Annotated in this window: 20 protein-coding genes; 6 read left to right on the top strand and 14 right to left on the bottom strand. The window is 59.5% G+C overall.

The window, feature by feature from the left end; translation table 11 throughout:
* Positions 1–16: 16 nt before the first annotated feature.
* The 4 genes from DWV32_RS06790 to DWV32_RS06775 form a co-directional block, all read right to left on the bottom strand.
* On the bottom strand, positions 17–895 hold the full coding sequence (locus DWV32_RS06790) for a spermidine synthase (protein ID WP_117757678.1): 879 nt from the start codon (positions 893–895) through the stop codon (positions 17–19).
* The gene (locus DWV32_RS06785; protein WP_117757677.1) at positions 896–2,803 is read right to left on the bottom strand and encodes an elongator complex protein 3; all 1,908 of its coding nucleotides are present in this window, start codon (positions 2,801–2,803) and stop codon (positions 896–898) included. It lies immediately after the preceding gene.
* A gap of 97 nt (positions 2,804–2,900) precedes the next feature.
* A complete protein-coding gene (locus DWV32_RS06780; protein WP_158566102.1) occupies positions 2,901–3,797 on the bottom strand; it encodes a DUF4097 family beta strand repeat-containing protein in 897 nt (298 codons plus the stop codon).
* Positions 3,797–4,510, bottom strand: a complete 714-nt coding sequence (locus tag DWV32_RS06775; protein WP_117757675.1) for a helix-turn-helix domain-containing protein — start codon at positions 4,508–4,510, stop codon at positions 3,797–3,799. Before DWV32_RS06775 ends, DWV32_RS06780 begins: the two co-directional genes overlap by 1 nt.
* 268 nt (positions 4,511–4,778) lie before the next feature.
* On the opposite strand from DWV32_RS06775, the gene DWV32_RS10140 reads away from it, so the two are divergent.
* From DWV32_RS10140 to DWV32_RS06755, 3 genes are all read left to right on the top strand, one after another.
* Positions 4,779–5,651 carry a hypothetical protein gene (locus DWV32_RS10140; RefSeq protein ID WP_147346221.1) on the top strand — a complete coding sequence of 291 codons (873 nt, stop codon included), beginning with the start codon at positions 4,779–4,781 and terminating at the stop codon, positions 5,649–5,651.
* A gap of 118 nt (positions 5,652–5,769) precedes the next feature.
* Entirely contained in the window at positions 5,770–6,609 is an 840-nt protein-coding gene (locus tag DWV32_RS06760; protein WP_117757672.1) for a tRNA (guanosine(46)-N(7))-methyltransferase TrmB, read from the top strand.
* Positions 6,610–6,918: 309 nt separating this feature from the next.
* Positions 6,919–9,600 (top strand): RNA helicase, encoded by a 2,682-nt coding sequence (locus DWV32_RS06755; RefSeq protein ID WP_117757671.1) that lies wholly within the window; start codon positions 6,919–6,921, stop codon positions 9,598–9,600.
* 80 nt (positions 9,601–9,680) lie between these two features.
* Here the strand turns inward: DWV32_RS06755 and DWV32_RS06750 are convergent, their stop codons facing one another.
* The 8 genes from DWV32_RS06750 to DWV32_RS06715 all read right to left on the bottom strand — a co-directional run bounded on the left by DWV32_RS06750 (position 9,681) and on the right by DWV32_RS06715 (position 18,770).
* Positions 9,681–11,438 (bottom strand): DUF2130 domain-containing protein, encoded by a 1,758-nt coding sequence (locus tag DWV32_RS06750; protein WP_117757670.1) that lies wholly within the window; start codon positions 11,436–11,438, stop codon positions 9,681–9,683.
* Positions 11,439–11,577: 139 nt separating this feature from the next.
* Positions 11,578–12,342 carry a ChbG/HpnK family deacetylase gene (locus DWV32_RS06745; RefSeq protein WP_089573337.1) on the bottom strand — a complete coding sequence of 255 codons (765 nt, stop codon included), beginning with the start codon at positions 12,340–12,342 and terminating at the stop codon, positions 11,578–11,580.
* 77 nt (positions 12,343–12,419) lie between these two features.
* Complete coding sequence (locus tag DWV32_RS06740) at positions 12,420–13,868, bottom strand: PTS transporter subunit EIIC (protein ID WP_117757669.1); 1,449 nt, start codon at positions 13,866–13,868, stop codon at positions 12,420–12,422.
* Positions 13,869–14,209: 341 nt separating this feature from the next.
* Positions 14,210–15,046 carry a PRD domain-containing protein gene (locus DWV32_RS06735; protein WP_158566100.1) on the bottom strand — a complete coding sequence of 279 codons (837 nt, stop codon included), beginning with the start codon at positions 15,044–15,046 and terminating at the stop codon, positions 14,210–14,212.
* Between the two features lie 73 nt (positions 15,047–15,119).
* Positions 15,120–15,665 (bottom strand): metallophosphoesterase, encoded by a 546-nt coding sequence (locus DWV32_RS06730; RefSeq protein WP_233540426.1) that lies wholly within the window; start codon positions 15,663–15,665, stop codon positions 15,120–15,122.
* Between the two features lie 66 nt (positions 15,666–15,731).
* Positions 15,732–15,911, bottom strand: a complete 180-nt coding sequence (locus DWV32_RS06725) for a hypothetical protein (protein ID WP_117757666.1) — start codon at positions 15,909–15,911, stop codon at positions 15,732–15,734.
* Between the two features lie 250 nt (positions 15,912–16,161).
* Positions 16,162–17,541: an aldehyde dehydrogenase gene (locus DWV32_RS06720; RefSeq protein ID WP_117757665.1), complete on the bottom strand. Its 1,380-nt coding sequence runs from the start codon at positions 17,539–17,541 to the stop codon at positions 16,162–16,164.
* Between the two features lie 8 nt (positions 17,542–17,549).
* Positions 17,550–18,770 (bottom strand): iron-containing alcohol dehydrogenase, encoded by a 1,221-nt coding sequence (locus tag DWV32_RS06715; protein WP_117757664.1) that lies wholly within the window; start codon positions 18,768–18,770, stop codon positions 17,550–17,552.
* Positions 18,771–19,023: 253 nt separating this feature from the next.
* Between DWV32_RS06715 and DWV32_RS06710 the strand changes: the two genes are divergently transcribed.
* Positions 19,024–19,587, top strand: coding sequence for a ferritin family protein (locus DWV32_RS06710; RefSeq protein WP_070097113.1), 564 nt, complete (start codon positions 19,024–19,026; stop codon positions 19,585–19,587).
* 242 nt (positions 19,588–19,829) lie between these two features.
* Here DWV32_RS06710 and DWV32_RS06705 read toward each other — a convergent pair whose 3' ends face one another.
* Together DWV32_RS06705 and DWV32_RS06700 are read right to left on the bottom strand one after the other, a co-directional pair.
* Positions 19,830–20,711 (bottom strand): hypothetical protein, encoded by an 882-nt coding sequence (locus DWV32_RS06705; RefSeq protein ID WP_117757663.1) that lies wholly within the window; start codon positions 20,709–20,711, stop codon positions 19,830–19,832.
* Between the two features lie 542 nt (positions 20,712–21,253).
* The gene (locus DWV32_RS06700) at positions 21,254–22,690 is read right to left on the bottom strand and encodes a PLP-dependent aminotransferase family protein (RefSeq protein WP_117757662.1); all 1,437 of its coding nucleotides are present in this window, start codon (positions 22,688–22,690) and stop codon (positions 21,254–21,256) included.
* A 145-nt stretch (positions 22,691–22,835) separates the two neighbouring features.
* On the opposite strand from DWV32_RS06700, the gene pdxS reads away from it, so the two are divergent.
* Entirely contained in the window at positions 22,836–23,726 is an 891-nt protein-coding gene (gene pdxS / locus DWV32_RS06695; protein ID WP_117757661.1) for a pyridoxal 5'-phosphate synthase lyase subunit PdxS, read from the top strand.
* A 20-nt stretch (positions 23,727–23,746) separates the two neighbouring features.
* Positions 23,747–24,334, top strand: coding sequence for a pyridoxal 5'-phosphate synthase glutaminase subunit PdxT (gene pdxT / locus DWV32_RS06690; protein WP_117757660.1), 588 nt, complete (start codon positions 23,747–23,749; stop codon positions 24,332–24,334).
* Positions 24,335–24,627: the final 293 nt, after the last annotated feature.

Here is a 24,627-nt window from a genome sequence, read left to right as displayed (position 1 = left end):
TTTGGGACGGGGAGACTTACTTGTCGTGGAGGGCCGCGCCGAGGAAGTCAGCATCGAAGGGCACGGCTTCGGCAAAGGTGTAGTCGCCGTCGCCGGCGATGAGCAGGTAGTTCTCCTCGCCACCGAACTCCGCATCGCCACACGGGACCACCCAGGCATGGGCGAACACCTCGAGCGCCGTGGCTGCGCAATCGCGCAGGAACGTCACGTCGCTCCCCTCGTTCGCGCTCACGATATTGGCCGCATAGATACCGCCGGGGTTCAGGCTGCCCCGCACCAAACGCATCGCCTCAACCGTCGCCAGCTCGCGTACGGGCTCGGCACCGCCAAAGCAATCGCTCACGACCACGTCGTAGCGACGATGCCCCACGCTCGTCACGCCCAGGTACGAACGCGCCTCGGCGGTAATCACCCGCAGGCGATCGCCCGCCGTACGCTCCAGCTCGTCTAGGTAGAACCAACGACGCGCTAGACGTGTAATCTCGGCATCGTACTCAATGACGTCCATGCGCAAACTCTCATGCAACATCAGCGCGAACTTGGGATAGGCAAACCCGCCGCCGCCCAGCATAAGCATGCGGTCGATGCCATGACCATAAGCGTCACGCATTGCGCCCTCGGCCTCAAACACGTCGTCAAACGCACGATAGTACGCAAAGACGGGCTCCGCCCAACGTTCGCCAACATAGCTTGCGCTTTGGTAGACGCCGCCTTGCACCAACACGCGAATCTCATCGCCGCCCTCATCGTGCACGCGTTTCACACGCGCCAACCCATTGCGGGTTCGCGCAACCTGCAGACAGGCAGCACGAACAGCGACGGCGGCCGCACCAAGCGCCGCGGCTCCCAGAGCAACGCCGGCAACGACGCCGGCAGAAACACTCGGCTTGTTCATTTAGAGCTCCTTTTGCAGATAAAGGCCATGATCGTAAAAACCCAAATGGCGATAGTACTCGCGCGTACCAATCGCGCTGATCACGTTGATACGCGCATAACCCGCATCCCGGGCAATCTCGCATGCACGCTCTACGAGCAAACGCCCCAACCCGTGATGCTGCGCCGCCTGTCCCTGGTCGCCCACGCGTGCCGCCATGCCATACACGTGCACCTCGCGAATCATCGCCTCGTCCGGCGTCGTCGGCAACTCGTCCGCATGCGCGGCAACAAATGCGCGATCGGGCAGCGACAGCCGCAAAAAGCCCGCAATCTTGCCCTGCGGCGTCACCCACTGCAAAAAGCGCTCGTGCGTCACCGGCGTCTCGTACGTCACTTCTTCGTCAAGGGTCAACTCGCCCAGGTCGGCACCCGCCGTGCTGATCTCGCGATAGCGAACCTCACGCACCGTCGCACCGTCACCCCGAGCAGCCAGGCGGTTCTCAACGAGCTGACGCAGGTTGGGCTTCTTGTTGCCCACCATAATGTCGTCGGAGCTAAAGTCGCGAATCATGCGGCTGATGCGGCAGAACGCCGGCGTCACCACGATATCGTCGGCCAACACATCGAGCAGCTCTTCCTCGGTATAGGGGCGCCACTCGCCACGCTCGTAACAGCCCACCAGGCGCGAACCCTCGATGAGCGCACACGGGTAGACCTTGACCTCGTCGGGCATAAAGGCGCCCTCGGTCATAAAGCGCTCGTAGTCGCGCTTGTCACCCTCGGGCGTGGCGCCCAGCAAATTGAGCATAAAATGCGCATGGATCTTAAAGCCAAACAGGCGCGCAAGCGAAAACGCGCGCTCGATCTGCGCCACCGAAATGCGACGCTCGTTGATATCGAGCAGATGCTGGTCGAGGCTCTGGATGCCCATCTGAATCTTGGTACAGCCCAGACGACGGATGAGCGTGAGCGCCTGCGGTGTTACAGCATCGGGACGCGTTTCGATAACGAGCCCCACCACGCGATGCTTCGCCGTCTCGTTGATGCGTTGCTGCCGCTCAAGCTCTTCCATCGTCGCCGTCTGCCACTCGGCGACCTCGCCCCACGGCGTGCCGGGGCCGTACAGACAACGCACTGCGCGGTTATAGCCGCCCACAGCAGCATCCACACGCCCCTGCTCGTCGGCAACGCCGGCAGCAAGCTCGACCTCGTCGGTCGTAATGCCCGCTGCCCGATAGCGCTCGCGACGCTCCGCCACCACCGGCGGCAGGGCATCGGCGGGAGCGTCATCGAGCAGGCGCCCCGCCTCGGCACGGCTGATGCCCGGACGCGCCAACATGGGGTTTGCCGCCACGCCGGCGACGGCATCGTCATTGAGCGCACGGAAGAGCTCCGACATAAACCATGCCTGATACCCTTGCGAATAGTCGCTCCAGGTACCGCCAAGGACGATGAGCTCAATCTTGTCGGTCGCATGACCCATCTGCGAAAGCGCCGTCAGACGAGCGCTCACCTGCAGATACGGATCGAAGCAGTTTTGCTCCGCACGGGCGCACGCCGGCTCGGCATGAAGATAGCTTTTGGGCATGCGCAGGTCGTTGGGGCAAAACAGGCAATCGCCCGAGCACGGCCAGGGCTTGGTGATGACGGTAATGGTCGCCACGCCCGAGGCCGTTCGGCGCGGCTTCATACGCAGCACCTGCAGCAGTTGACGTTCCAGATCGGCATCGACATTCCACCCAGCCCAACGAGCCGGTTCCTCACGTTTAACCCGCTGGTAAAACGGCAGCAGTCGGCGCTTGGCCAGGTCGCGTTTGTCGGCACCCTCACGGCGCGCCTCGGCATGTATCAGTTTGACGAGCGCCCTGTCGTCCACGGTCTCGCCGCGGCGCAGGGCCTCGAGTATGTTCAAGATAATCTGTTCCATGCCCCCATTGTAAAGGCAAAGGCGCCAGAGCCAGTCACGGCTCCGGCGCCTCCATCAAACAGCGCGGCTACGTTTGCGGGTCTCCGAAAACCACCCATCACTCCGAATCAAACGACATGTCGCCCGAACCGACCTCAAAACGATACGTGGCAGACTTATCACCGTTGTCGAATTCAAGATTCAAAATGGTCTCGCCGTCGTAGCCAAGCGGAAGGAAATCGCTCTCGAAGTCGCCGCTGCCCAAGGTGAGGCTCGCCTTAAAACCCGTAGAGTTCGGAACCGTCATCTCCACGTCGCCCGAGCCCACGCTCACGTCCATAGACTTCGCGGGCGCCTGGTAGAGCTCGAACGTCACATCGCCCGAACCTACCTTGGCATTCAGGGTGTCGGTTACGGTGCCCGCAAACTCAACGTCTCCCGAGTCCAACGTCAATTCGAAGTCGTGACATGCAATGTCCGCGACCGTCAGGTCTCCCGACCCCACCCTCGCCGTAATGCCGACCAGGTTATCCGCAACATCCCGCGGCAGCTCGATGGTGACCGAACGATCGATAGCGCGCTCGTCATCGCAGTCGAACTGGCTAATCGTGAGCGTAGAACCCTGGACCTCGGCCAGATTCTGAGTGGCAGCATCGTAGGTAGCTACCCCCTTTGCAACACGACCGCTCTCGATGACACGCACCTGCCCGCCGGAAACGCACTTGATCTCAACCTCACCCGATGTCACATCCAGGTCAAGGGACTGGAATGAGTCGGCATCAAACGTTTCGCTCGAAAGCTGCCGAGACTGAGCAGAATAGTTACCGCCATCCAAAGAATCGTCCCCGTCAACCACATCGTCCATACCGGACAAACCGGATGCAATATCGCCGAGATCCCACAGGCCATCAAAATGAAACAATATCCGCGAAGTGCCAAAGATAAGCCCGATGATGAGCACGAACGCTCCGATACCGACGCCCAGGCGGACCTTGGACTCATGCGAGAGCTTCATCATTCATCACCTTCTTTGGCGCTCGGCTCAGCGGCGGTCGAGGAAGCCACGTCAGTATCAACCGCAGCGGAAACATCCTGAGCCTTAGCCGCCTCCGGCGCCGGACCAACCTGAATATCCCCGCGTGCCCAATCGCCATCGAGCGCACGCGCCACCCAGCGATAGATGGGGATTGTAAAGAAGATCAGCGCGGCAAAGGAGCCACCAAACAGGAACATCAGCAAAAAGAACAGCAGCCAGCACACGGCCCAATACGGAAACGACTGGAACGGACCTTTCACCGGAGTCGAGCCAGCTGCGCCGCCACTCGTCACCTGCGCCGTAGCGGCATTGGCGGCCTGCGCACTCCAGCTTGCCGCTTGCGCCGCCTTGGCCGCAGCATCACTCGCCTGCGTAGCTGCCTCCGTGGCGCGCGCCGCCGCCTCATGGGTGCGGGCACGTTCTGCCGCCTCGGCCTCGCGCTGACGGGCGCGGTCCTCGTTCTCAAACTCGATATCGTCCTCGATCTCATCGCTCGGATTGAGCAGCTCGTCCAGGCTCACGCCATAGAGCTTGGCGAGCGAGATCAGGTTCTCGGTATCGGGCGAGCTCTCCGCGCGCTCCCATTTACTGACCGCCTGGCGCGACAGCCCCAGCTTTCGCGCCAGCCCTTCTTGGCTAAAGCCTTTGCTGCGGCGAAGGTCGGCGAGCCGCTGCGCAGTTTCTACATTCATGGTTCCTCCTATGCTTTTGCCAGCCGTGCCGCCGGACCGTTTTTGTTCTTAAGGCGCCTTGCACGGTTAAAAATCTATCCGCCACCGCCAAAAGCATGCCACCTATTCTAGTGAGATTTTTGACAACCGGCGGTTGCGGGTGCATATGAGCTGCGGAAATGTGTCCAAACAAAGCAATGACCCGCAGCTCGGTTGTCCCCGTTGCGGCGTTAACGGTAGTATGGTCGTACTGTTTATTCCGCACCGCCAACGGAGGGAGTTCCGCGCCGTGAACCGCGATTTCGCCTCATCGCTCATCCAGCTCAACAATACGTTCTATCGCGAGCACTCCGCCTCCTTTTCCGATACGCGCCAGGCCCCGTGGCCCGGCTGGGTGCGCACCATGGACATCGCGCTCGAACAGCTCGACGTCGCCACCATCGAGCATCCCGTCCGCGTCTTCGATCTTGCCTGCGGCAATATGCGATTCGAGAACTTTGCCGCCGGCGGCGCACTTGCCGCCAAGGGCGTCGACGGCGCAAACCCCTCGGCAGATGCCAGCTGCCCCTTCGAGTTCTATGGCGTCGACTCGTGCCAAGACCTGGCCATCGATGCACATGGCCACGCCCTGCGCATTCCCAACCTGCACTTCCAGGAACTCGACGTGCTCGACGCCCTCATGAAGCTCAACCCCGCCGAGACACCCGACGTGCTTTTCGACGCCCCGCTCGCCGATATCTCGGTCTGCTTTGGCTTTATGCACCACGTGCCGTCGTGCGAGTACCGCGTACGCGTGCTCGACACCCTGGTGCGCCAGACACGCCCGGGCGGCATCATCGCCATCAGCTTTTGGGAGTTTATGAACGACGAGCGCATGGCGCGCAAGGCCGTTCGCGCCGAAGCCCGCGCCGAACTCACCCCGCCGTTTGAGGGTTACGATTCCGCGCAGTTTGAAGCCGGCGACCACCTCATTGGCTGGCAAAACGACCGCCACGCCTACCGCTATTGCCATCACTTTGACGATCAGCAGATCACCGACCTGGTGCGCGGTGTCCGCACGTTCTACAAGAGCGGCGAGGTCCCCGTGCGCGAGCTTGAGCGCTTCCATGCTGACGGTCGTAGCGGCGATCTCAACCGCTATGTGATTCTCAAGCGTCTGTAGGCATCGACGACGCGCCGCCGAGCCGCGCCGCATCTTTCGGGCAAACTATGCCCACCTTCTTCCAACGCATTGCCGAAACGCGCAGCCATGCGTTTCGCATTTATGACCAAGGAGCCTCATGGGAGCCGTCCACGTTCGCACGCCCAAGAACTTTGTACTCGAGGAGCGCCTGGAGCGCTACGCCGATGCGATTGAGACGAACCCCGAGGCCTATGCCGGAGATTGGCGCGAGGCCTGTGCGCCCGCAGGCAGCAAGCCTTTCGAACACCTTCATCTGGATCTTGGTTGTGGCAAGGGAACGTACCTTGTAGAGCGCGCGGCCCGCGAGCCAAACACGTTCTTTATCGGCATGGACCAGGAGCCCATCTGCATCGCCTATGCCGCACAGAAAATCTGCGAGCAGGAGCTGTCCAACGCACTTGTCCTGCCCCGAGGCGCCGCATCGCTGCCGCAGCTGTTTGCCGCAGGCGAGCTCGATGCCATCACCATCAACTTTCCCACGCCGCAGCCCAAGGCCAAGTACGCCAAAAAACGGCTCGTCCATGTCGACCATCTGATGCTCTACCGCCCGCTCTTTGCAGCCGGCGCCACCGTCACGCTGCGCACCGACAGCAAACCGCTGCGCGACTACGCCCTGGGGCAGATTGCCGCGGCCGGCTACGACACGCTTTGGGTAAGCGACGACGTCCGCCGCGACCATCCCGAGCATCCCGAGACCGAATACGAATGCCGCACGCGCGAGATGGGTGCCGTCGTCTATGGCATTTGCGCCACACCCGGCGCGCAGCCCAGCGATGAACAGCTCGCGGCGGGCCGCGCGCAGGAGCAAAGCCTTGCCTGCTACCTGCCCGAAAACCTCGATGAGCTCACCTATGTACCTCTGGGCATGGAAGAGGCCGTCGAGAACTTTAGAAACCGCGCCCGTAAAGGCAAGAAGCGCCTGCCGCAAGAGTCCTAGGGGCTTCTGATGGTCGCGGCGTCGGCAAACAAGCGCAAATTGGCGCCAGCGAACGGCCCTCAAACCTAAGTGAGTAGACTTTTTTGCAATAGCCAGGCACAGCCCGCATAGCGAAACATAAAACCGCAGGTAGAACCCTTGCGCAAAAGTCATGTGCTCGCAATATCGCAAAAAGTCTACTCACTTAGCTGGCAACTGCACCAAACGGCCGGGCAGAACGCCCATTTCCTGCATTTTCTCGCGCGCTGGCACCCCGCGCCGCCGCTACGCCATAATAGTTGGCGGACAATCGCGAGAGAAAGCAAACACATGGCACAGACCACGACAGACACCGCCGCCAGCACCGTTTCCGGCGCCGGCGCCGCCAGCTCATTCTCGGGCGGCACGGGAACCGAAGCCGAATTCGGCTCGCTCGGCGCGCTCTCCCCCACCTGGTGGGAGCCCGAGGACGGCAGCGAGCCCGAACCGTGGCTCACGCCCGATCAGGCCTTCGAGCGCTTCTTTGAATGGACGAGCGATCGCGGCATTGAGCTGTGGGATCACCAAGAAGAGGCTCTCATGGACCTGGCCGCCGGAGATCACGTCATTTTGGGCACGCCGACCGGATCGGGTAAATCGCTCGTCGCGCTGGGCATGCTTTTTATGGGCATGGCGCAGGGCAAGCGCTGTTATTACACGGCCCCTATCAAGGCCCTGGTCAGCGAAAAGTTCTTCGATCTGGTACAGGTGCTCGGCCGCGATAACGTCGGTATGATCACCGGCGACACGCATATCAACACCAAGGCGCCCGTCATCTGCTGCACGGCAGAGATCCTTGCCAACGACGCACTGCGCGAGGGCGAAGATGCCGATGTGGGCTGCGTAGCCATGGACGAGTTCCACTACTTTGCCGACCCCGACCGCGGCTGGGCCTGGCAGGTGCCGCTGCTCACCCTGCCCCACACGCAGTTTATGCTCATGAGCGCCACGCTCGGCGATGTCACTGTCATCGCCGCCTCACTCGAGGAGCACACCGGCGCTGCTTGCGACTTGGTCATCGATGCCCCGCGTCCTGTTCCGCTGAGCTACGACTATGTGACGACCTCCCTCGAGGGCACGGTCGAGCTCGCCATGCGCCGCGGCGAGGCCCCGCTCTATATCGTGCACTTTAGCCAGGATGCCGCCCTTGCGACGGCACAGTCGCTCGCCAATTTTGGCATCGCTAGTAAGGAGCAGCGCGAGGCCATTAAGGAAGCTGCCAAAGGCACGAGCTTCTCGACGGCTTTTGGCAAGATTCTCAAGCGCCTGCTTGGATGCGGCGTCGGCGTGCACCATGCTGGCATGTTGCCGCGCTATCGCCTGCTGGTCGAGCGCTTGGCGCAGCAGGGCCTGCTGCCCGTCATCTGCGGCACCGATACGCTCGGCGTCGGCATCAACGTACCCATCCACACCGTGGTGCTCACCGCGCTCACCAAGTTCGATGGCTACAAGATGCGTCGTCTGCGCGCCCGTGAGTTCCATCAGATCGCTGGTCGCGCCGGGCGCTCGGGCTTCGATACCGAGGGCATGGTGATTGCCGAGGCACCTGAGCACGAGATCGAGAATGCCAAGCTTATGGCCAAGGCAGGCGACGACCCCAAGAAGCTTCGCAAGATTAAAAAGAAGAAGGCGCCCGAGGGCTTTGTCACCTGGAACAAGCAAACCTTTGAACGCCTAATCGAGACACAGCCCGAGACGCTCAAGCCGCGCCTGCGCATCACGCACTCTATGGTGATTAGCGTAGTCGAGCAGGGCGGCGATGCCCGCGCCCGCGTGCACGACCTCATCGAGACAAGCCTGCAAACGCCCGAGGAAAAGGCCAAGCTCGAGATTCGCGCCGACGAAATCTTCGCCACGCTCATCGACTCCGGCGTCGTCGTGCGCACCGAGGTACCGCCCGCACCCGACGCTCCGGCTGATGCCGCGCCGGACATCGACTACGCGCTGACGGTCGACCTGCCCGAGGACTTTGCGCTCGACCAGCCGCTCTCGCCGTTTTTGCTTGCCGCGTTGGAGCTGCTCGATCCCGAGAGCGAGACCTATACCATGGACCTGATCTCGATGGTCGAGGCAACGCTCGAGGATCCCAAGCAGGTGCTGCGCGCTCAGGAGCGCGCAGCGCGCGACCGCGCGATGGCCGAAATGAAGGCTGACGGCGTCGAATATGAGGAACGCCTGGAGCGCATCCAGGATGTCACCTACGAAAAACCGCTCGAGGACTTGCTCGATGCCGCCTTCGACAAGTACTGCCAGGAAGTGCCCTGGGCAAACGACTATCAGCTCTCTCCCAAGAGCGTTCTGCGCGATATGCTGGAAAGCGCGAGCGATTTTAAGGGCTACATTCAAAAGCTGGGCATTGCCCGCTCCGAGGGCATTTTGCTGCGCTACCTGGCAGAGGCTTACCGTTCACTCGACCGCACCGTGCCCATCGAGAAGCGCGACGAGCGCCTGCGCGACATTATCTCGTGGCTGGGCTTTGTGGTGCGCTCGGTGGACTCGAGCCTGGTGGACGAGTGGGAGAACGCCGGCAACCCGGCAGCCCTCGATGCTGCGCCGCCGCGGGGCATCGACGAGGTCGTGGCGGACCGCCGCGGCTGCACGCTGCTGGTGCGCAACGCGCTCTTCCGCCGCGTGACCCTTGCCGCCCGCGAGCACGTTCGCGACCTGGGCGAGCTCGACGACGACTGGGGCATGAGCGAGATCCGCTGGCAAAAAGCGCTCGACGCTTACCACGAGCAGCATGAGGAGATCCTCACCGACGGAGATGCCCGCAGCGCCGCGATGTTTTCCATCGACGAGTCCGACGAGAAGACCGCGCACGTATGGCACGTGCACCAGATCTTTGCCGACGAGGATGGCGACCACGACTTTGGCATCATGGGCGATGTCGATCTGGACGCCACGCAAGACGGCGGCGAGGTCATTTTCAAAAACTACCGCGTCGGCTTTATCGAGGACCTGCTCGAGGACTAGCCGGGCGCAATGGGACGAAACAAAGCGGGGCCGCTGGCAACATCGCCAGCGGCCCCGCTTTTTGCGCGATACGCTATCCCCTACTCGGCATCCTCGACCTCATACGAATCCGCCTCGGCTGGCTCATCGTTCGTCTCTGTCGCGGCCCCGCGCGCCTCGTCAAACGCTGCTTTCATGGTCTTGTTGCCCCACGTGAGCTTGCGAATGGTAAGATCGTCGGCCTTCTTGTTGGCTAGGCGCAGGTTGTTCTCGGAGGACAGCAACGCCTCCTTGGTTTTCTGCAGATGGCTAATCGTCTTGTCGATCTCATCGATCGCCGTTTGGAACTTGCGACTCGCAATCTCGTAGTTGCGACCGAAATCATTCTTGAACTTCTCCATCTTAGCTTCGAAGTTCGTGACGTCGATATTCTGCTGTTTGTACTCCGCCAGCTCCTGCTTATAGCGCAGCGAACCCATGGCGGCATTGCGCAGCAGCGTAATCATGGGAATGAAAAACTGCGGGCGAATCACGTACATCTTCTCATAGCGGTAACTCACGTCGACGATGCCCGCGTTATAGAGCTCACTCTCAGGCTCCAGCAGGGTGCAGAGCACCGCATACTCGCAGCCTTTCTGGCGACGATCGTGATCGAGTTTCTTAAAGAAGTCCTCGTTTTTATGTTTGGTCGCGGTCTCGTCGTTCTCGTTTTTCATCTCGAACATAATCGAAATGACCTCGTTGCCGCTCGCGTCGCACTCGCGGAAGATAAAGTCGCCCTTGGTGCCCTCGGACGCATCGTTATCCTTCTCGAAGTACGCGTTAGGAAATGCCGTCATGCGCAGACGGTTAAACTCGGTCTCGCAGTGCTGCTCGAGCGACTCGCCCACCATCTTGGTGGACAGGCGGACCTTCATGTCCTTAAGGCGCTCAATCTCTTCGTCCTTGTAGCGGATCAACTCGTCGCTCACGTGCTTGGCCTGCGCAAGCTCGAGCTCATGTGCCGCCTTGGCCTGTTCCTCACGCGAATCGCGCACCGCCAGCTCACTCGCCAGCTTGGCACGCGCCTCATCGCGCTCCCGCTCCGCCGCGGCGACCGCCTCCGACAGGTTCATTTTTGCCATCAGTTCCTGCTCGCGCAACTGGGCACGCAGGCCCTCGGCCTCTTGCTCAGATTGTGCCTTTGCGGCGGAAAACTTCTCCTGCACCTTCGCGCGGTAGTCTGTGAGTGTGCGTTCGGCCTCGCTGCGAGCGACATCGAGCTCACGCTGAGACTCGGCCGCGGCAGCGGCAAGCGCCATCTCCTGGGCCTTGTCCGCCGCGGCAAGCTTGGCCTGCAACTCGGCAATCTGGGCATCTCGTGCAGCTACATCGTTTTGAGCAGCATTACGCGCCGCCGACTCGGCAAGCTTGGCTTCGTCATCCTTGCGCCCCAGCTGCGCACGCAAGTTGTCGATTTCGCGCTGGAGCTCGGCGTTCTCCTTTTGAGCGTCGGCACGGGCCTCAACCGCCGCGCGCTGGCTTGCGCTCTCGCGCTCTGCGGCAGCGCCCTCGAGCTTGGCGTGCAGCTCGGCAAGCTCCGCATCGCGCTTGGCGAGCTCTTGCGCCAGCTGTTGAGCTGCGGCGTTCTTCTGCTCGACAAGCTGAGCATCGCGCTGAGACTCTGCCCTTTGCAAAGCAGCCGTCGAGCGTGAGCGTTCAAGCTCCAACGCCTGCTCGCCCTCGCGCTGGACTGCCTTCACACGCTCGTCCAGGTCGCGCGAGAACTCGGCATCGCGCACCTGCTTGACGATATCCGCATAACCGGACGCATCGACCTTAAAAACTTCGCCGCAATGCGGGCACTTGATCTCGTTCATGGCAGCTCCTCGATGGACGCAAATTTCAACCGCCTACACTCTACCGCGCCGCACGGACAAAAAAGGCGCCGCCGCCATAATGGCAACGGCGCCAGAACCACCACAAAGGTGACTGTCCCCTTTGTGGTGGCTTGGATCCTTACAGGTCGCGGTAGTCGATCAGGCGAAGATTGGGTTGAGACTCAAGCCAAGCGCAAAGCTCGGGGTCGATGAGTGCATCAACTTCCTTGGCACGATCGGTCGTAAGCGAGCTGCTCTCGAGGATAAAACGATCGAGATAGCCCGGATGGCACACAAAGACGACCGTCTCGCCGTCCTCCATCTCTCGAACCGCCTGCATAATCGAGTCCTTGGGTTCGTAGCCCGGCTCCATCGAGTGCATCACCATCCGCAGGTCGGTATCTCCGCAATGCACCACCGCCGTGGGGTCGAAGCTCGCCTTTTGCTCCTTAAGGCCCAGCTCTTGGGCAACCGTCGAGATCGCGCGGTTAAGGTTTTTGCTCATGACGGCATGGGCCTCAAAATAATCGGGTTCGCGGCCCACGATCTCGACAAAGCGGTCATGCTGCGCGCGAATCTCGATGCAGGCCTCGTCGAAGTCTATCAACTCCTCGCCGCGCTTAAAGTGCTCGCGGAAGGTACGGCTGCTATGGAACTCACCGTTCTCGTTGAGCATGCTCGGAATGAGCGCCGGGTCGGCACACGGCTTGCCCAGGCATACGTTGGTATGCTGGCCCACCGCAATGCCGGCATCCGCCACGAGCGACCAGCCGCGCTCAGCTTCGGGCATATTGGGCATCAGGCCCGCCGAGCGCACCAGGCCCTCATTGATACTGCGGGCAATCCCCAAGTCAACGGCATACGAATAACCAATATCATCGGCACGAATGAGCAATTGCTTCATATTGACCCCCATCTATGGAAAGGGGCACTTGAAGTGCAACCAAATGCCCCAGGCAATTATCTTACCGAACAGACGCTTTAGGCCTTGGCGGCGGCAGCGTCCTCATCGAGCTGCTCTTTGGTGAAACCAAAGAGATAAGCGATGGCGGCGGCGGAAACAAACGCGGCACCCGATGCAATGCACCCCCATACGAGATTGGCAGTTCCGCCGGCAACATATCCGGTTATACCCAGAATATTCGTCGCGCCCAAAACATACGTCGTCACATTGGTAAGAGCCGCGATCAGGCCGCCGATAGCGCCGCCGGCAACCATGGCACCCAAGCAGCGGGTGTACTTAAAGCCGCAGCCATACAGCGCGGGCTCCGTCACGCCGCCGACAATGCCGGAGAGCGAGAAACCAAGCATGGCACCCTTTTCGTCAGTCTCCTTAAGGCGCAGGAAGGCGCCGAAGGCCATGCCCCACGTAGCGAACTGAGCGATAGCGCCCGCGACCATGACGCAGGAGTCAGAGCCCATGGTGAGCAGCTGCACAATGCCAAGGGTAAGCAGGACCTGGTGCATACCGGTCATAACCAGGAACTCCCAAAGCGCGGCAATGGCAACGAGGGAGATGACCGTGACGATACCGCCGGTGTTGCCGAGGCCGAACATAAAGTTACCAACCGCGTTGCCCAAGATAGAGCCAATCGGAGCCAGCGCGCACAGCGAAACGGGAATCATGACGGCCAGAGTACACACGGGCACAAACACCGTAGAGAGCATGTCGGGAATGATCTTCTTCATGAACTTCTCAACGACCATGAGTACCGGCATGGACAGAACCATGGGGAGAACGGTGCAGGAATAGTTGTTCAGCTGAGCCGGGAGCACGCCGTAAACCATCGTGGTCGTAGCACCAGAATCCGCAGCGGCGTTGACCAACGTCATGAACTCGGGGGCAATGAGCACGCCGCCGAGCATCATGCCGAGCGGCTGGCTGCAGCCGAGCTGCTTTGCGGCAGCCCAACCCAGATAGACAGGAAGGAAATAATAGCCGGCGTTGTAAATCCAGTTGTAGAAGAAGTTGTAGATGTCGGAATCGGCAGACCAGATACCGAGCATGCCGTCGCCGCAAAGTACGGCAATGGTACGGAACATGGCGGCGCCCATGATGATGGGGATCGTCATGACCATTGTCTTGGACAGGTAGTTGAGGGTCTTCTGGCCCGCAGTCTTGAGCGTCAGCGGCTCCTTGGTGTTGCCATCGAGGTTCTCTGCGATTGCGCCCTCGCCCTTCACGCCGAGCTTGAGAGCGGCGTCATAGACCTTCGGCACGTTCTGGCCAATGATGACCTGATACTGGCCGCCAGACCACTGTGCGCCCAGCACGCCCTTGATCTTCTTCACTTCATCGTCATTGGGAATGGACTGATCCTTGAGGTTCAGACGCAGGCGGGTCATGCAGTGCGTCGCGTTCGTCACATTGGAGGCGCCGCCGACGGCAGCGAGCACGTCCTCGGCAATCTTCTTGTTATCGACAGCCATGTCGAATCCCTTCTCTTCCAACTAAAGGCTCGTGGGGCTTCATGGCACCAAGACACACGATTCCGCTCGCGCCTGCGCAGCGCGCGATGCCCGTTGGCAAGAGATTTCATTGCATGTGATTCCCGGGTGGATCGACATGAAAAAAGCCCCGCGCACAACCGACAGAGACCCAATAATGGTCTCGACAGAATCGGTAGTGCCTCTCGGAGCTGCGCCGTGAGTAACACCCAACACAGGGGGAGTATATGCGGCGGTTACGTTCGTCGCGGCTCAGATTACCGGCGAGCGGTAGCAAACAGCCCGCGAACGGTCACCATGACGGTAAGGGAATGATGGAGACCTTATTTATCCGGGTTGGCAGGAGCCACGCGATTCACATGCATGATCAGATAGACGAGCTCTTCTTGGGCCAATGGCTCGCCAAAGGTCTCTTGAATCAGATCGTCCACACGATGAGCGCAGCGCGACGCCGCCGGATACTGCTCCACGAGCACGTCGTAGAGACCGGAGTTCTCAGTATCTATCGGTTCTTTCTTTGCCACGCGGTCGAGCAGATAGCGCACATGAGTGGCAAAGCGAGTAAAGGCAAACGACGAGCGATCGACCGTCACGCCCAACTCTTCTTGAATAATCGCGACCGTCATATCGAGCAGTTGCTCCTCGTGCTGCTCGGCAAGCACGCGTCGCTCGCTCGGCCTAACCGATGCATTAACAATCGACATGGCAATGCCCGCTGCCTCGCTTCGGGGCATACGCACCCGGAAGCTTTTCTGAATGCCCCGAACAGCCAGCTCGCCCAAGCGGTATTCGATGGGATGCAGCTGCTCCAGATCGCGCTCGAGCGGCAACGACACGACCATATGCTCGCGGGCACGCTTAATGGCAAACTGAATATGGTCTGCCAATGTAATGGGAAGGTTAGGACTCAATTCGTACGAAAGCTGTCCGGTTGCGATATCGGCCAGCTGAGCAGAAAACTCCAGCACCTCGGGGTCGACCTCGTCGATAAACGCCAGGTACTTTGAATCGATGCCGTAAAAGGTGCGTGTAACAACGTCCAGATCGACCTCGTGCGGCATCTCGCCAAAACCGATGCCACGACCCAGCGCGATAAGCTGACGCCCCGCGCCGTCTTCGCAGATGGCAGCGTTGTGGTTAATGCGCTGGATAGCCTTCATGGAATCATCGCTCCTACTAAAACGCGCCGCGCAGACCATCCGCGCGGCGCGTTCATTCTACCTGCACTTGCAGCTATAGTCCAAAGAAGCCGAGGATCTGGTCGCGGCTTACGGGCTTGTAATCGTTAGCGTCGAGACCAACGTCATAGCGAAGGATCGGGCGCTCGCGATCGCGATTGCGCGCGTTGGCGCGGTCTCCCCTGCTGTGGATATGCCCGTGCAGCATGATGGCGCCGCGCGCCTTGCCATTCCAGCTGAGCATCGGGTAATGGCTCATCACCAGGCGATGACCCTTAGCGTAACCGGGAGCGACCTCCAGATAATCGCGCACCTCATCCCAAATGTGCGGCGCGTCCGGATCTTCCCAGTCGCCGTCGTGGTTACCGCGGATGAGCGTTATGTTCTGACATTCGATGCGCCCACGCAGGAGTACCGCTTCCGCCATGGGCAATCGATACGTAAAGTCTCCCAAGATATAGAGACGATCGTCCGCAGCCACGTACTCGTTGATGGCATCAATGACCTTACGATTCATCTCCTCGACCGAGCCAAACGGTCGGTCCATATCGTGCAAGATATTCGTATCGCCCAGATGCAGGTCGGCGGTAAACCACATCATCGTCCATGCCCTCATTTCGCAACGCGTATAAGACCTGTTTAGTATACAGACGCAGCGATGCAGCGGTTACCCAAAGAGCCCGCCGAACAGACCCCGGCGGCGCTTGTCTTGTTTTTTCGAAGCGTCACTCTGAGCTTTCTTGTCCTGCCGCTTCTTACGGTCCTGCTCCAGCTCATCGTCATCGAGCAGCAGATCCCACTCAAACGGATCGTCTACCAGATCGAACAGATCGTCGTCTTCAAACATGACCGCTCCTCTAACGGCCGGGTAAACCGGCAAGTAACCTTATTGAGAAGTCTACGGGCCCGTGCGGACACAAATTCATCCTACCTGCGTCTTTCAATCGCTCGCCGCAACGCTTGCAGATAAGATAGGAACACGGATGGCACCCGTGGCAGCGGGTCTTGCCAACTCCGATACACGTTTTCATCGTGAGAAGTGGCCGTCTTCGCTTACGCGGGGACAGCCACTTTGTTTATCCCTATGTCATCTGATTCTAATGCACAAACATGCGCACGAACTTGTGCTTCCAGCTTGCGTAAGGGGCATAGCGGAACGGCACGTCCAGCCACGTTGCCTTGTTCACGATGCTCTTCTTGTGGCTAAACGTATCGAAGCTCTCGCGTCCATGGTACTGTCCCATACCGCTCGCCCCCATGCCGCCAAAGCCCATATGGCTCGTGGCCAAATGCATAATGGTGTCATTAACACAGCCACCACCAAAGGGCACGTAACGCACAAAGCGCTGCTGAACCTCACGGTCCTGGCTAAAGATATACAGGGCCAGCGGCGTCGGACGATCCGTAATAAACGTCTCGGCCTCGTCTAGGCTCTCAAACGTCAGCACCGGCAAGATGGGGCCGAAAATCTCCTCCTGCATCACGGCGTCATCGGGGGACACGCCATCCAAAATCGTCGGCTCGATCTTGAGCGAAGTCTCGCGCGCGGTACCTCCAAGCACGACCTTATCGGGATCGATCAGCCCGCGCACGCGCGCAAAATGCTTGGCGTTGACGATATGCCCGTAATCCTCGTTATCGAGCGGATGCTCGCCAAACATACGGCGGACCTCTTCCTTGATGAGACCCAGCAGCTCGTCGTGCACGCGCGTATCGACCAGCAGGTAGTCGGGCGCCACGCAAGTCTGCCCCACGTTGAGCCATTTACCAAAGGCGATACGGCGCGCCGCGACCTTCAAGTTAGCCGTCGCATCCACGATGCAGGGACTCTTCCCGCCCAGCTCAAGCGTCACGGGCGTAAGGTTTTTACTTGCGCGCTCCATAACGAACTTGCCGACCGGAACGCTACCGGTAAAGAAGATCTTGTCCCAGCACTCGTCGAGCAGCGCTTCGTTCTCGGCGCGCCCGCCCTCGACAACCGTCACCAGGCACGGATCAAATGCCTCTTCACAGATCTGCTTGAGCACCGCACTCGATGCCGGAGCATAGGCACTCGGCTTGATGACCACGGTGTTGCCTGCGGCAAGAGCGCCAGCGAGCGGCTCGAGCGTTAGCAAAAACGGGTAGTTCCAGGGGGCCATGATGAGCGCGACGCCATAGGGCACGGCTTGCGTCTTGCACACACTCACGGCGTTGGCGAGGTCGCACGGGCGCAGGCGCGGACGACTCCATCGAGCCACGTGCGCAATCTGATGACGGATCTCGGAAAGCGAGGTGCCGATCTCGCACATATAGGCTTCGTCATGTGACTTACCCAGATCGGTCTTGAGCGCATGGGCAATATCGGCTTCGTGCGCCCGCACTGCGTCGCGCAAGCTCACGAGCGCGCGACGGCGAGCGTTGACATCAAACGTGGCGTGCGTCTTAAAATAGGCGCGCTGATCGGCAACGATGCGCGCGATTTCCTCGGTGTTCATGGGCCCTCCTAGTTCTCGTCTTCAAACATACCACCCGCAACGACCTCGTACATATGCTCGAGCTCCAAACGGTCCATTAAAAGCGGAACGGGGTACAGGGGATTGGCCTCGGCATCGGCATGCGCCGCCATCTCAGGAATGTCGGAGCGGCGAATGCCCGTCACATATTTGGGTATGCCCAAGGCGGCGTTCATGCGGTCGACCCAATCGATAAAGGCCTCAGCAGCCACGTTGTCCAGCGCATTAGCCGGCGCAATGCCGGCCATGCGGGCGAGATCGGCGAGCTTGGGAGCAGCAGCTTCGCCATAGGCGCGAAGCATGTGCGGCAGGATGATGGCGTTGGCCAAGCCGTGGGGAATCCCGTAACGCCCGCCCAGGCTGTGCGCGATGGCATGGACGTATCCAACATAAGAGCGCGTAAAGGCAACGCCCGCTTTATACGCCGCCGAAAGCATATTGCGGCGCGCACGCATGTTGCCACCGCACTCATAGGCTTCGAGCAAATTGTCGTGGATGAGCTGCACCGCCTGGCGCGCCATCTTGCGCGTATAGGGCGTGGTGCTGCGCCCGATAAAGGCCTCGACGGCATGTGTCAGGGCGTCCATGCCCGTTTGCCCCGTAATGGAGGCGGGCAGGCCGCGCGTAAACTCGGGGTCGTGCACCGCAAAGCGCGGGATCAGCACAAAGTCGTTAATGGGATACTTGTAGTGCGTCTCGTCGTCGGTAATTACCGCTGCAAGCGTGACCTCGCTTCCCGTGCCCGCCGTGGTGGGAACGGCGATGAGCAGCGGCAGACGACGATGAATGCGCAACAGGCCGCGCATCTTGTTGATGGGCTTCTTTGGCTGCGCGATGCGTGCCCCCACGCCCTTGGCGCAGTCCATGGCCGAACCGCCGCCAAAACCAATAATGGCCTGGCAGGCGTTCTCTCGATACAGGGACGCTGCTTCCTCCACATTCGAGACCGTGGGGTTCGCACGTGTTTCGGCATAGACCGCAGCGCTAATTCCCTTGGACGCGAGCGCTGTCTCGAGCGGTGCCGTGAGCCCCAGACGGGCAATGCCGGGATCCGTCACGATAAGAACATGCCGTATTGAACGCTTTTGAAGCACTGCGGGCACTTCCTCAGCGTGCTCTAAAATGCGTGGCTCGGTATAGGGCAGCACCGGCAATGCGATGCGAAAAACCGTTTGATACGTTCGGCACCAGGCGCGGCGGGCTAGATGCATAAAGGAAGCTCCTTCATTTGTTGATTGGTCAACATTTGCTCGACCGATTGTACTCATCGGCGTCCGTATATGGCTTGCCAATCGTTAATCAATCAACATCTTCACATGCTTAAATTGTTTTATTAAAAATCATTCCTAATAGGCTTCACATTTGGTTGCATTTATGGATAATAGAACTCGTCAAGACGCACGTCCGGAGAGGGCCCTTACGGGACCGGACGAGCGCGCCATCGCCATCGATCGAAAGGATCGAATTATGAAGTTTGTTTGCCCCGTTTGCGGTTATGTGGAAGAGTTCGACGGCGACCAGCTGCCCGAGGATTTCAAGTGCCCCCAGTGCGGCGTTCCCGGCTCTCGCTTCCTGAAGCAGGAGGAGGGTCAGCTCGAGTGGGCTGCCGAGCACGTCGTGGGCGTCGCCAAGATGGAGGGCGTCTCCGAGGACATCGTTGCTGACCTGCGCGCCAACTTTGAGGGCGAGTGCTCTGAGGTCGGTATGTACCTGGCCATGGCTCGCGTCGCTCATCGCGAGGGCTATCCCGAGATCGGCCTGTACTGGGAGAAGGCTGCCCACGAGGAGGCCGAGCACGCCGCCAAGTTCGCCGAGCTCCTGGGCGAGGTCGTGACCGACTCCACCAAGAAGAACCTCGAGATGCGCGTTGAGGCCGAGAACGGCGCCACCGCCGGCAAGACCGATCTCGCCAAGCGCGCCAAGGCCGCTGGTCTCGATGCCATCCACGACACCGTGCACGAGATGGCTCGCGACGAGGCTCGCCACGGCAAGGCTTTCGCCGGCCTGCTAAAGCGCTACTTCGGCTAAGCCAAACGCCTGAGAGACATTCTCTAGCTTTATAAGGCCCGGACCGCATGGTTCGGGCCTTTTTCGTGTCTTGCAAACCAGTTAACGTCCCAAAAATAGGACCACCTTTGACATCGGCTTCGCGTCAAAAACTAAGTGAGTAGCCTTTTGGGAACTTGTCGAGCAGACCACCCGTATTGCTTTATAAAACCGCAGGTAGATAGCTTGCCGCAAAACAATCTGGTCGCCATCACGCTAAAAGTCTACTCACTTAGATTTGCAACCGTCCATGATCGGGCCTTTTTGTGTCTAACGGGCATCTTTTTGTCGATTTCTCCCAGTTTTGACCAGTCAACGAATAGCTCAGACCGAAGTAATGCCTCGGCCCCTTGCTCCTCCAAGCTTTTATCACGATATTCAGCATCGAGCATCCTGCATACGGCCTTAACGATCGCGTGGAATCTACCCTCATCGGATATCTGTCTGTGTGTCAGGAGAAGTACATCGTAGCCCATGGCCTGAAGGGCCGTCATGCGGTCAGCGTCACGCAAGCCATCCCCTGCGCGTCCGTGCGAGGCCTTTCCCTGACATTCAATGGCCACCTGTCGCCTGCCGTCCGGCGAAGAAAGAAGTAGGTCGATATATACACGGGACTTTCCCACAATCGCCCGAGCGCTTGTGCTTAGCATCACTTCAACATTAAGCTCTATGCCGCAAAAACCTTCGCCTCCCAGGGATCGCGGCAGTGCAAGTAGCAAATACGCCTCGACCTCAAAAGGCGACGCGGCGCCCAATGGAACGAGTTGCGATACCGCTATAAATCTATTGCCGTAACGTATCCCGCAAACATCTGAACAAAAACGGTCAAGATCTCCGCCCAAAACCAAAGCGTCTCGACGCCATAAATTTGAGGCGGTGCCGTCCTCGGACGGGCAGCGCACCCAACCGAACGTTGTCGAAATCGCGCCCGAATCAATTGCACGCGAAAGCTCCGCCTCAAGTGCCGCCGGCAGGGCACACACCGCAAACAAGCCACACATCTCCGCCAACACCAAAAGAAGCTGAAGATCCGTCAGATGCCGCAACATGATGAATGCCGTCAGTAGAGGAGACGTAATCAAAACCCCATGCTCCGTTTCCAGCACGGATTCCCTGGGAAGCTCACCAAGAAACAGCCGCTGCCTAATGCTGGCAGGACAAGTCCGTTTGTTTCTCGACCGAACCAATGTATACAACGGAAAACCGAGCGCGACCGCAGCCGTCGGGTTGCGGGCGAGATCATATCGCTGCCGGTCTTCTTCCGGTCGTGGAAGCGGCGGACACAAAGCGCGGACCTGAGGAGGCAAACGCCAGTACCTAAAAGCTGATATGTCACAAAGTAGATCCTTCATAGGCACAGGAAAACACGAATTTCAACCCAGTCAGTCACGCATTGGCGCGAACGCACCAAAAATGGCGTCGAACGGACTGTCAAGTTTTCAACAGCCCTCCCCAACTGACCAAAAGCTTGCCAAGAACTGGACGGGGTCCTGTTGAAAACCCCATTTTTTTCTCATGCAGGAGCTGTGCGCGGCAAATGAGTGGACTTTTTTGAACATCCCGAGCAGGCCGGTCATCCTGCTTTTCAAAACCGCAGGTAGATAGCTTGTTACAAAACTGCCTGGTCGCCAAAGTGCTAAAAGTCTACTCACTTAGGTTGCAGAGTGCCCCCCATTAGTTGCAATTCCAAGGTAGTTAGTACTTTTGGACTCAGATCGTCATACTGAACAAGAATTTGAGTTGAGTTTTCAGGGACAGATGCGCCATCGGCACACCAAAAACAGTCACCGATATCGATAAAAGGGATGCTCGAGCGCGTGAGGGCCCGTGCAAAAGAGCTTCCGCCCGCGTCACGCTCCACGGCCACGACGCAGTAAAGGCCGGCGTCCGCGTACTCGATCGAGACTTCCCCTGCCGGAAACGCTTTCCGTACAAGCGACGCCAGGCCATCGCGTGCCTCGCGAGCGCGAACGCGCACGCGGTTCACATGTCGCTCGTAATCACCCGATTCCAGCAAACGCGCCAAGGCGACCTGATCAACAGAACTTACCGACGAGGCGTAGAAACCAAGTTTGCGTTTAAACCTCTCCATTAGCTCATCGGGCAGCACCATGTACGCCAAACGCAACGCCGATGAAAGGCTCTTCGAAAACGTGTTGGTGTAGATAACCGACTGGGCGGCATCGATCGACGCGAGCGCGGGAATCGGCTTGCCGGCAAGGCGAAACTCACAATCAAAGTCGTCTTCGATGAGATACCGACCTGGCCGCTCGGCGGCCCAGCTCAGCAACGCATAGCGACGTGCAATGCTCGTCACAAGACCGGTCGGATACTGATGAGACGGCATCAGGTGAAGGACATCGGTCCCGGTTTTCTGCAGCGCGCTCAAGTCCACGCCCTCAGCATCCAACGGGACATGCCGCACTTCGCAACCCATGGCCTGATAGATGCGCGTCAAGCGCAAATAGCCTGGATCCTCGACGGCATACACCTTGTCCGCGCCAAGCAACTGAACCAACATGGTATCGAGCAGCTGGGCGCCCGCACCGATAACGATATTGTCGGGATTGGCATTCATGCCCCTTGTCCCGCGCAGATGGTGTGCAATCGCACGTCGCAGTCGAGCGGTGCCCTGCGCCGGTGCGGGCGAAAAGATTTCACGTTCGTCTTCGGACGTCAGCGTCGCCCGTAGCGCACTTTGCCAAAGCCGCGCCGCCTCCAAAGCGGAAGGAGAAAGTGCGTCGAATCGCTCTGCCTGCCCCATGGCATCATGCGCGCTGGGACCAACAGGGACAGCATCTCGGTCGATATCCCCCGCAGCCAAAGCCAAAACCGGCGCATCCGGAAGCTCGCACGCGTAGTAGCCACGACGCGGCATTGAGCAAATATAGCCCTCGGCAAGCAACTGGCTATATGCATTCTCGATGGTAATGACACTGATACCCAGATGACTCGCAAAGGCGCGCTTAGACGGCAGATGCTCCCCCGCCGCAATACGGCCAGCAACAATATCATCGCGAATTTGCTGGTAAACATACTCATAAAGCGATGCTTCGCCGCGATTTTCCAAATTGTAGTCAAGCATGGGTCTATCACCTGACCTTATCGAATCATTCAATCTGACATTAGTCTGACCTTGTTATTATCTCGAAAACTGAGTATTTCGCCATACCCAGCTCCCCGATAGGATGTTCCGTCAAGCAATGTACATGCCAACCAAGGGAGCAACCATGGCAGAACAGACCAGCAAGGCCGATCGCGTCAAACTCAATCGCGAGCTCGCGCAGATGCTCAAGGGCGGCGTCATCATGGACGTCACCACGCCCGAGCAAGCACGCATCGCCGAGGAGGTGGGCGCCTGCGCCGTCATGGCGCTCGAGCGCATCCCGGCCGACATCCGTGCCGCAGGCGGCGTCTCGCGCATGAGCGATCCCAAGATGATCAAGGGTATCCAAAAAGCTGTCTCCATCCCCGTTATGGCCAAGTGCCGTATCGGCCACATGGTCGAGGCGCAGATCCTGCAGGCCATCGAAATCGACTATATCGACGAGTCCGAGGTTCTCTCCCCCGCCGATGATGTCTATCACATCGACAAGACCCAGTTTGACGTACCGTTTGTCTGCGGCGCCCGCGATCTGGGCGAGGCGTTGCGCCGTGTTGCCGAGGGCGCCACGATGATTCGCACCAAGGGCGAGCCGGGCACAGGTGACGTCGTTCAGGCCGTGCGCCATATGCGCAAGATCCAAAAGCAGATCCGCGACGTTGTTGCCCTGCGCGACGATGAACTCGTTGAGGCAGCCAAGCAGCTGGAGGTTCCGGTCGAGCTGGTGCGCGAGGTCCATGCCACGGGCAAGCTTCCCGTCGTGAACTTTGCCGCCGGCGGCGTAGCGACCCCCGCCGACGCCGCGCTGATGATGCAGCTGGGCGCCGAGGGCGTCTTTGTTGGCTCGGGCATCTTTAAGAGCGGCGACCCCGCCAAGCGCGCCGCCGCCATCGTCAAGGCCGTGGCAAACTTCACCGACGCCAAGCTCATCGCCGAGCTTTCGGAGGACCTGGGCGAGGCTATGGTGGGCATCAACGCCGACGAGATCGAGATCATCATGGAGGAGCGCGGGCGCTAGTCCAGCAGAAAGGATCGCACATGAGCGATTATGCAGACCAAACGGTCGCCGTGCTGGCGGTCCAAGGCGCTTTTGCCGAGCATGAGGCAAGGCTATCTGAGCTGGGCGCACGTTGTATCGAGATGAGGCAGGCGGCCGATTTGCAGCAGAACTTTGACCGCCTGGTACTTCCCGGCGGCGAGTCTACCGTTCAAGGGAAACTGCTTGATGAGTTGGGCATGCTCGAGGAGCTTCGTACCCGTATCGCTGAAGGCATGCCCGTCCTGGGCACCTGCGCCGGCCTGATTCTGCTGGCTCACGACCTTGCCGCTCATGACGATAAGGGCACGCCGCGTTTGGCAACCATGGATGTGCTCGTTGAGCGCAATGCCTATGGCAGACAGCTCGGCAGTTTTCGCACCAAGGGACAGGTAGACGGCATCGACGGTGAAGTGCCGCTGACATTTATCCGCGCGCCCCGCATCGTCGAGGTCCACGGCGACGCCAAGGCCTTGGCAGAGGTCGATGGCCGCATCGTCGCCGCCCGCCAGGGCAACCAGCTCGGCGTAACCTTCCACCCCGAACTCGATGAAGACACCCGCCTCCACGAACTGTTCCTACAAATGTAGGTAGAACAAAAACGAGAGTGGATAATCTCCCACTTTGAGCTTGAATGCAGACTCAAACCGGGAGATTATCCACTCTCATGCTATGTAGTCGTTGGGGACGTTCTTAAACGACTAGTCAAACAAGAACGTCCCCAACGACCATATTGCGATAGACGACCACGTTTGTCCAGATAAAACCGACCAAATAAACCTGTCCCCTTTTGGTAGGTTTGGATCAAGGCAACGCCGATGTTTTGGTAGCGACAGACACTATGACCCAATCCGAGGGCACTGAAAAGATAGGAGCCCCCGCT

The sequence above is a fragment of the Collinsella sp. AF04-24 genome (assembly GCF_003465685.1).
GTDB classification, from domain to species: domain Bacteria; phylum Actinomycetota; class Coriobacteriia; order Coriobacteriales; family Coriobacteriaceae; genus Collinsella; species Collinsella aerofaciens_AP.
This window is presented reverse-complemented; position numbering and strand designations above follow the sequence as displayed.